Source organism: Halorhodospira neutriphila, assembly GCF_016584055.1.
GTDB lineage: Bacteria > Pseudomonadota > Gammaproteobacteria > Nitrococcales > Halorhodospiraceae > Halorhodospira > Halorhodospira neutriphila.
The window spans coordinates 1-7,809 of the sequence record NZ_NRSH01000104.1; the positions used below are offsets into that span (position 1 = coordinate 1).

Annotated in this window: 7 protein-coding genes; 2 read left to right on the forward strand and 5 right to left on the reverse strand. The window is 74.8% G+C overall.

Annotated elements, in window-relative coordinates; translation table 11 throughout:
• The 4 genes from CKO13_RS09085 to hemC all read right to left on the reverse strand — a co-directional run.
• The coding region (locus CKO13_RS09085; RefSeq protein ID WP_200259824.1) for a heme biosynthesis HemY N-terminal domain-containing protein at positions 1 to 1,255 on the reverse strand (1,255 nt) is incomplete at its 3' end.
• 2 nt (positions 1,256 to 1,257) lie between these two features.
• Positions 1,258 to 2,907, reverse strand: coding sequence for a uroporphyrinogen-III C-methyltransferase (locus tag CKO13_RS09090; RefSeq protein ID WP_200259827.1), 1,650 nt, complete (start codon positions 2,905 to 2,907; stop codon positions 1,258 to 1,260).
• Positions 2,879 to 3,700: a uroporphyrinogen-III synthase gene (locus tag CKO13_RS09095; RefSeq protein WP_200259830.1), complete on the reverse strand. Its 822-nt coding sequence runs from the start codon at positions 3,698 to 3,700 to the stop codon at positions 2,879 to 2,881. The genes CKO13_RS09090 and CKO13_RS09095 overlap by 29 nt, the downstream gene beginning before the upstream one ends.
• Complete coding sequence (hemC, locus tag CKO13_RS09100) at positions 3,700 to 4,629, reverse strand: hydroxymethylbilane synthase (protein WP_200259832.1); 930 nt, start codon at positions 4,627 to 4,629, stop codon at positions 3,700 to 3,702. Before hemC ends, CKO13_RS09095 begins: the two co-directional genes overlap by 1 nt.
• 202 nt (positions 4,630 to 4,831) lie before the next feature.
• Between hemC and argH the strand changes: the two genes are divergently transcribed.
• The gene (argH, locus tag CKO13_RS09105) at positions 4,832 to 6,229 is read left to right on the forward strand and encodes an argininosuccinate lyase (protein WP_200259835.1); all 1,398 of its coding nucleotides are present in this window, start codon (positions 4,832 to 4,834) and stop codon (positions 6,227 to 6,229) included.
• Positions 6,226 to 7,014: a 16S rRNA (adenine(1518)-N(6)/adenine(1519)-N(6))-dimethyltransferase RsmA gene (rsmA, locus tag CKO13_RS09110; protein WP_200259838.1), complete on the forward strand. Its 789-nt coding sequence runs from the start codon at positions 6,226 to 6,228 to the stop codon at positions 7,012 to 7,014. Before argH ends, rsmA begins: the two co-directional genes overlap by 4 nt.
• An 11-nt stretch (positions 7,015 to 7,025) precedes the next feature.
• Here rsmA and pdxA read toward each other — a convergent pair.
• Positions 7,026 to 7,809, reverse strand: a 784-nt coding sequence (gene pdxA / locus CKO13_RS09115) for a 4-hydroxythreonine-4-phosphate dehydrogenase PdxA (protein WP_200259841.1), incomplete at its 5' end; no start/stop codon positions are given.

The window sequence follows — 7,809 nt, forward strand, 5'->3', positions numbered from 1 at the left end:
CGGCCTGCCGCAGCCGGGCGCGGGGGGCGCCCGGCTGCGGCAGGCCGGGCAGGTCCGGCACGGCGCCCTCCGGGCCGGCGAGCTCCATGGCGAGCCGGTAGTTGCCGAGGGCGGCGGCGTAGTCGCCGCAGCGCTCCTGCAGCGCCGCCAGGGCGCGCACGAACTCCGGCCGGGCGGCCTGGTCGACGGCGGCCTGGAGGTACTGCCGGGCCTGGTCCCAGCGCTCGGCGCGCAGGGAGAGGAGCCCGGCGACGTAGAGCAGCTCGGGGTCGTCGCCGCGGCCCTTGAGCCACTCCTCGACCTGCCCGAGGCGCTCGAGGTAGCCCTGCCCGGAGGCGGCGGGGAGGGTGGCGAAGCGCCGGAGCAGGCCGATATCCCAGCTCTTCTGGAGCTGGCGGCGGATGAGCTCCTCGGCCTCGGCCTCCTGGCCCTGGGTGATGAGGCCGTCGGCGTAGACGCCGATGACGTCCGGATCCCGCCGGACGGGCCGGCTCAGGTCGCTCCAGGCCTTCTCGAGGGCGTTGGCCCCCGCGCCGGCGGCGCGGGCGAGGCGCTCGCGCGCCACCCAGCGGTTGAGCTCCTGCTGCTCGGACTTGGGGACGATCCCCTGGCGCTCGATGCGCGGCAGCAGGGCCTCGAGGCGCTCCCAGTCGCCGAGGGCGCGGCAGCAGGAGACCATGAGCTCGAGGGCGCGGCGGTGCCGGGGCTCCTCGTCGAGCAGGGCGTTGAGGGTGGCCTGGGCCTGCTCCCACTGCCCGGCCTCGCTCTGCAGCTGGGCCTGGAGCAGGTGCACGGCGACCCGCGAGTGGGGGCACTCCTCCTCGGCGACGCTCAGGTGGCGGTCCCGGGCGTCGCGGGAGCCGCGCCGCTGCGCGGCCATGGCGGCGGTCAGGTAGTTGACCAGCGGCGCCTCGCTGCGCCGGGCGCTGCGCATCAGCTGCTGCTCGGCGCTGGCGAAGTCGCCCTCGGTGAAGCGCAGCAGGCCGCTGTTGAGCTCGGTGCGCGCCGCCTCGTAGCGGCGGCGCTTGCGCCAGCCCAGCAGCGTGCTCGGCACGCTGAGCAGCTTGCCGCCGAGCCGCAGGGCGAGGAAGAGCAGCAGGATGGCGAGCCCGAGGAGCACCGCGAAGAAGAGCAGGCTCATCTCGATGCGCCACGGGCCGGCGGCGAGCAGGATGTAGCCCTGCTGCTGGTGGAAGTACAGCGCCACGACGACGGCGCCGGCGAGGGTGACGAGGTACAGGAACAGGCGGCGCATGGTCAGAACGGCTTCACTGGTTCAAGGGTAGGGGCGATTTCCGGCGGATCGTGCGTAATCGGCTCCTCCGCCAGCGCGTTCAGCTCCTCGACGGCCTTGGCCACGGCGGGATCCTCGCTGTCGAAGTGGTCCTGGACCCACGCCGCGGCTCGCTCGAGGCCGCTGCGGTAGGCCTCGGGGTTGCCGCTCGACAGCGCCAGGAGCACGCCCTCGAGCTGCAGCCGGAGGTTCTCGCGCAGGAAGTAGCGCTGCTCCGGCGGGAGGAATTGCGCGGCGTCGCCCTCGCGCTGGATGCGCACCAGGTCGCCGAGGCCCTTCTGCAGGCGCTCCCAGACCCGGTTGGCGGCCTTCTGCCAGCCGCTGTCGCTCTCGCCCTCGGCCTGGAGCTCGGGGAGCTGCGGCGCGTCCTCGGCGTCGGGGCGGGCGCCGAGGGAGAGCTGGTCGATCCCCTCGATCTGCGCGACGATCCGCTGGCGGATCTCCCCGGTCTCCGGGCCCGAGTAGTCGAGCAGGGCGTCGATGGCCTGGCCGACGGCCTTGCGCTCCTCGATCCCCTGGCCGCCGAGCTGGGCGAGGAGCTCATCGGCGTCGCGCAGCGCCGCCAGCGCCGAGTCGACGTCGTGGTGGTGGCGGACCCGGTCGATGGCGATCTGCGCCAGGTAGCCGGCCTCCGCCTTCACCCAGCTCTGCTCCTCGGCGGGGTCGCGGGCGCCGAGCTTCTCGAGCCGGCTGCGGATCTGCTCCTGGCTGGCGGCGAGCTCGTCGATCTGGCCGCTGAGCTGCTCCCGCAGCCCCTGCAGCTGCTCCTCGCCGACGCCGCCGCCGCCCTGCTGCTCGGCGAGCGTGGCGACCCGCTCCTGGAGCGCCGAGACGGCCTCGGCGGTGGACTCGAGGCGCGACTGGAGCTCGCTCAGCCGCTGGCCGTCCGGGGAGGCGCCGAGCTGCTCCTCGAGGCTCGCCACGGTGCTGGCCGTCGACTCGCTGCGCGACGCGACCTCGCCCAGCCGGCTGCGCAGGGCCTGGAGCTCCTCGCCGTAGTCCTGGGCCTGGGCCGCCTCGGCCTGCTCCTCGACGCGGCCCAGGGCCTGCTCCACCTCGGCGTTGATCTCGTCGAGGCGCTCGAACTGCTGCCGGGCCTGGCGCAGGTCCTGCTGCATATTGTAGGTCAGCCAGCCGACCCCGCCGGTGCCGCCGGCGAGCAGGAGGATGGCGAACCACAGGGTGAAGCGGCTGCGCGGCTCGGGCGGCCGCGGGGCGCCGCCGTCGCCGCTGCCCCCGCTGCCGCCGCCGTCCTCCTGGCCGGAGGAGGCGCTGCTGCTGTCCGTGCCCTCCTGGGCGGCCTCGCCGCTGCTGCTACTACTGCTGTTGTCGCCGGACCCGGCGGAGGCGGTCGTGCTGCTGGCGCTGCTGGAGGAGGAGGCGGCGGCGTCCTGCGGGGAGGAGGAGGCCTGGCCGGCCTCGCCGGCGGTGGTGGCGGAGCCGGCGGCGCTGCCGGCGGTCTCGGTGCTGCGCTGGCCCTCGCCGGTGCCGGGCGCTGCGCCCGCCACCTCCCCCGGCGAGGAGGCGTCCCCGGCGCCGCTGCTGCCGGCGCTGGCCGTCTCGCTGGATTGCGCTCCTCGGCTCTTATCCTCCGGACGATTGGGATCGTTCATCGTCGCCTACTCCTGAGATCTCTTGGACGGCCGCGGCAGCCCGGGCCACGGCGGCTATCAGTTCCTCTTCCGCGGCGGTGCGCGTCGCCTCGACGTACCCGGCGTAGGGGGCGGCCATGGCCGCGACGCGCTCGCCGATGGTCACGAGGCCCGCCCGCGCCAGCCACTGCTGCCCGCGCTCGCCGATGAGCTCGAGCAGGTTGCCCAGGACCTCGCCGCTGGTGACGATCGCCACCTGGAGGCGCCCGCTCGCAGCGGCCTCGAGCAGCGGGGCCGGATCGGTGTCCGGGCGGATGCGCCGATAGACTTCCAGAAAATCGACCTCCGCGCCATTGCGGCGTAGGGTCTCGGCGAGCTGCCCCCGGCCGCCGACGCCGCGAACTATCATGACACGGCCCGAGCGAATACTGCCAAGCGGCGTCTCGGCGAGCAAATCCTCGCTGGTGGCGCCCTGGCGGGGGTAGTGGACCGCCTCGATGCCGTGCTCGCCCAGGGCGCGGGCCGTGCCGTGGCCCACCGCCGCGATGCGGGTGTGGGGGGCCGGCCCGCCGGCGGCGCGGATCCGCGGCAGGCCGTAGGCCACGGCGTTGGGGCTGACGAAGTAGAGCCAGTCCGCCTCGGCGGCGCGGCGCTGTGCCGCGCGGTGGGGCTCGTCGTCGGGCTCGGCGGCGATGGCGAGGGCCGGGAAGCGCAGGACCTCGGCGCCGGCCGCCTCGAGGGCGCCGGCCAGGGGCTCGGCCTGGTGCGCCGGGCGGGTGACCACGACCCCGATGCCGTCGAGCCGGGCCGCCATCAGGAGTGGGCCAGCTCCCGGAGGATGCGGTCGGCGCCGCGGCCGAGCAGCTCGTCGCCGAGGCGGGTGCCGAGCTCGGCGGCCTCCTCGGCGGCGCCGCGGACCTCGCCGCGCAGGACCTCGGTGCCGTCGGCGGCGCCGACGAGCCCGCGCAGGTGCAGCTCGCCGGCCTCGAGGGCCGCGTAGCCGGCGATGGGGACCTGGCAGCTGCCCTCGAGCCGGGTGTTCATGGCGCGCTCGGCGGTGATCCGGGTGGCGGTGTGGGCGTCGTTGAAGGGCGCGACGAGGGCGCGGACGCGCTCGTCGCCTTCGCGGCACTCGATGCCGAGCGCCCCCTGGCCCACCGCCGGGAGGCTCTCCTCCGGCGTCAGCCGCCGGGTGATGCGGTGGGCGAGCTCGAGCCGGTCGAGCCCCGAGGCGGCGAGGACGATGGCGTCGAACTGGCCGTCGTCGAGCTTGCCGATCCGGGTCTGGACGTTGCCGCGCAGGATGTCGATCTCCAGGTCCGGGCGGCGGTCCTTGATCTGGCACTGCCGGCGCAGGCTGGCCGTGCCCACCCGGGCGCCCTCGGGCAGCTCGTCCAGGCTGCGATAGTGGCTCGAGAGGAAGGCGTCCCGCGGATCGGCGCGGTCGGAGACCGCCGCCAGCTCGAAGCCGTCGGGCAGCCGCCACGGGATGTCCTTCATGGAGTGGACCGCCAGGTCCGCCTCGCCGCGCAGCATGCCGTCCTCGAGCTCCTTCATGAACAGCCCCTTGCCGCCGATCTGCGTCAGCGGCTGATCGAGGATCTGGTCGCCGCGGGTGGACATCGGCACCAGCTCGACCTCGAGGCCCGGGTGCAGGCGGCGCAGCTCGGCGGCAACGTACTCGGCCTGCCAGAGGGCGAGCTGCGAGCGGCGGGTTGCGATGCGGAGCGTATCAGCGGCCATGGCGGTCCATCCCGATTCATTGGAGTGCCAAAAGTGTCAGCGTAAAGCCTGGGATAAATCAAGCCGGAGCCTCGCAGCTGCGCCGCCGGCGCGCAAGGCGGCAATCGTCGCGGCCGGGCGGAGGGCGGGCCCTTGCAACACCGCGCTAGCGGCGGGAGACTCTCGCTTTCGACGCGAACCGAGCCGAGCAGGATTCCCCACGATGAGCGACAACGAGCCTAGCCCCGGACAGCAGCTGTGGACCGGCCGCTTCAGCGAGCCGACCGACGCCTTCGTCGAGCGCTTCTCCGCCTCGGTCCACTTCGACGCCCGCCTCGCCCTCTACGATATCCAGGGCTCCGAGGCCCACGCCCGCATGCTCGCCGAGCGCGGCGTGCTCACCGAGGCCGAGCGCGACGCCATCCTCCAGGGGCTGGCGGGGATCCGCGAGGAGGTGGTCGAGGGCCGCTTCCCCTGGTCGCCGAGGCTCGAGGACGTCCACATGAACATCGAGCACCGGCTGACCGAGCGCATCGGCGAGGCGGGCAAGAAGCTGCACACCGGGCGCTCGCGCAACGACCAGATCGCCACCGACGTGCGGCTGTTCCTGCGCGACGCCATCGACACCGTCCGCGACGAGCTGGCGCGCTTCCAGCACGGGCTGCTCGAGCTCGCCGAGCGCGAGGCCGAGACCGTCATGCCCGGCTTCACCCACCTGCAGGTGGCGCAGCCGGTGACCTTCGGCCACCACATGCTCGCCTGGCAGGAGATGCTCGAGCGCGACCGGGAGCGGCTCGCCGACTGCCGCCGGCGGCTCAACCAGTGCCCGCTCGGCGCCGCCGCCCTGGCCGGGACCTCCTTCCCCATCGACCGCGAGGCCACGGCGGCGGCGCTGGGCTTCGACGCGCCGACCCGCAACTCCCTCGACTCGGTCAGCGACCGCGACTTCGCCATCGAGTTCTGCGCCGCGGCGAGCCTGTGCATGACCCACCTCTCGCGCATGGCCGAGGAGCTGGTGCTCTGGGCCTCGCCGCAGTTCGGCTTCATCGAGCTGCCGGACCGCTTCTGCACCGGCTCGTCGATCATGCCGCAGAAGAAGAACCCGGACGTCGCCGAGCTGGTGCGCGGCAAGGCCGCCCGCGCCCAGGGCGACCTGGTGCAGCTGCTGACGCTGATGAAGGGCCAGCCGCTCGCCTACAACCGCGACAACCAGGAGGACAAGGAGCCGCTGTTCGACGCCGTCGACACCCTGCGCGACGCGCTGACCGCCTTCGCCGACATGGTCCCGGCGCTGAGCGTCCACCGCGATCGCTGCCGCGAGGCGGCCCGGGCCGGCTTCGCCACCGCCACGGACCTGGCCGACTACCTGGTCCGCCAGGGCGTGGCCTTCCGCGACGCCCACGAGGTCGTCGGCCGGGCGGTGCGCTACGCCGTGGAGGCCGGCCGGGATCTGCCCGAGCTCGGGCTCGAGGAGCTGCAGCAGTTCTCGCCGGCCATCGGCGAGGACGTCTACGCGGTGCTCACCCTCGACGGCTCGGTGGCCGCCCGCGACCACGTCGGCGGCACGGCCCCGGCGCAGGTCCGCGCCCAGGCCCAGGCGGCCCGGGAGCGGCTCGCTTGAGCCACCGGCCGCGGCGGCGCTTCGGCCAGAACTTCCTGCGCGATCCGGCGATCGTGCAGCGCATGGTCACCGCCATCGCCCCGCGGCCGGGGCAGGCGCTGCTCGAGATCGGCCCCGGCGAGGGGGCGCTGACCGCCCCGCTGCTCGAGCGCCTCGGCGCCCTGACGGCGGTGGAGCTCGACCGCGACCTCGCCGCGGCGCTGCGCGAGCGCCTCGGCCCGGGGCTGACGGTGATCGAGGGCGACGCCACGACCCTCGACCTGGCGGCCCTCGCGCCCGCCGAGGGCCGCCTCCGGGTGGCGGGGAACCTGCCCTACAACGTCTCCACGCCGATCCTCTTCCACCTGCTCGCGGCGGCGGAGCGCATCGAGGATCTGCACCTGCTGCTCCAGCGCGAGGTGGTCGAGCGCATGGCGGCGCCGCCGGGCAGCCGGGTCCGCGGCCGGCTGTCGGTGATGGTCCAGTACCGCTGCGCCGTCGAGCGCTGCTTCAACGTCCCCGCCGGCGCCTTCTTCCCGGCGCCGAAGGTGATCTCCTCGTTCGTGCGCCTGACGCCGCACCGCCCGCTGCCCGTGGCGGCCCGCGACGAGGGGGTGCTGCAGGGGCTCGTCGCCGCCGCCTTCGCCGCGCGGCGCAAGACCCTGCGCAACAGCCTGCGCCGCTGGCTCTCGCCGGCGGCGATCGAGGCGGCGGGGGTGGACGCCGGGGCCCGGGCCGAGACGCTGTCGGTGGCCGAGTTCGTGCGCCTCGCCGACGCCGCCGCGGAGCAGCCCCGGCCGGCCTGAGGGGGAGGCGGTCAGCCGCTCCGGGGCCCGCAGCGGTGCTGGCGGCGGATGGCCAGCTCGGCGGCGAGGTCGATGGCCTCCCGCAGGCTGCCGCCGTCGGCCCGGCCCGTGCCGGCGAGCTCCAGCGCCGTGCCGTGGTCCACCGAGGTGCGCACGATGGGCAGGCCCAGGGTGACGTTCACGGCGCGGCCGAAGCCGGCGTACTTGAGCACCGGCAGCCCCTGGTCGTGGTACATGGCGAGCACGGCGTCGACGCCCTCGAGGGAGGCCGGCGTGAAGGCGGTGTCCGCCGGGACCGGCCCGGCGAGCTGCAGGCCGGCGGCGTTGAGGCGCTCGAGCACCGGCTCGATGAGCTCGATCTCCTCGCGGCCGAGGTGGCCGCCCTCGCCGGCGTGGGGGTTGAGCCCGGTGACCAGGATGCGCGGCGCGGCGATGGCGAACTTGTCGACCAGGTCGTGGTGCAGGGCGGTGGCGACGGCCTCCAGGCGCGCCTCGGTCAGCGCGTCGGGGACGGCGCGCAGCGGCAGGTGGGTCGTCGCCAGGGCCACGCGCAGCTCGCCGGCGACGAGCATCATCACCGGCGTCGCGGTGCCGGTGAGCTCGGCGAGCAGCTCGGTGTGCCCGGAGAAGGCGAACCCGGCGTCGTTGATGACGCCCTTGTGCACCGGGGCCGTGACCACGGCGTCGACCGTCCCCTCCAGGGCGAGCTCGGCGGCGTAGCGCAGGCTCGTGACCACGGCCTCGGCGTTGGCCGGGTCGAGGACGCCGGGGCCGTGGTCACGAGCCTGCGCTACG

Bases quoted from the DNA above. Each gene is read 5' to 3' on its own strand.
- argH (WP_200259835.1), top strand. From the start codon at position 4,832: ATGAGCGACAACGAGCCTAGCCCCGGACAGCAGCTGTGGACCGGCCGC.
- CKO13_RS09090 (WP_200259827.1), bottom strand. From the start codon at position 2,907: ATGAACGATCCCAATCGTCCGGAGGATAAGAGCCGAGGAGCGCAATCC.
- CKO13_RS09095 (WP_200259830.1), bottom strand. From the start codon at position 3,700: ATGGCGGCCCGGCTCGACGGCATCGGGGTCGTGGTCACCCGCCCGGCG.
- hemC (WP_200259832.1), bottom strand. From the start codon at position 4,629: ATGGCCGCTGATACGCTCCGCATCGCAACCCGCCGCTCGCAGCTCGCC.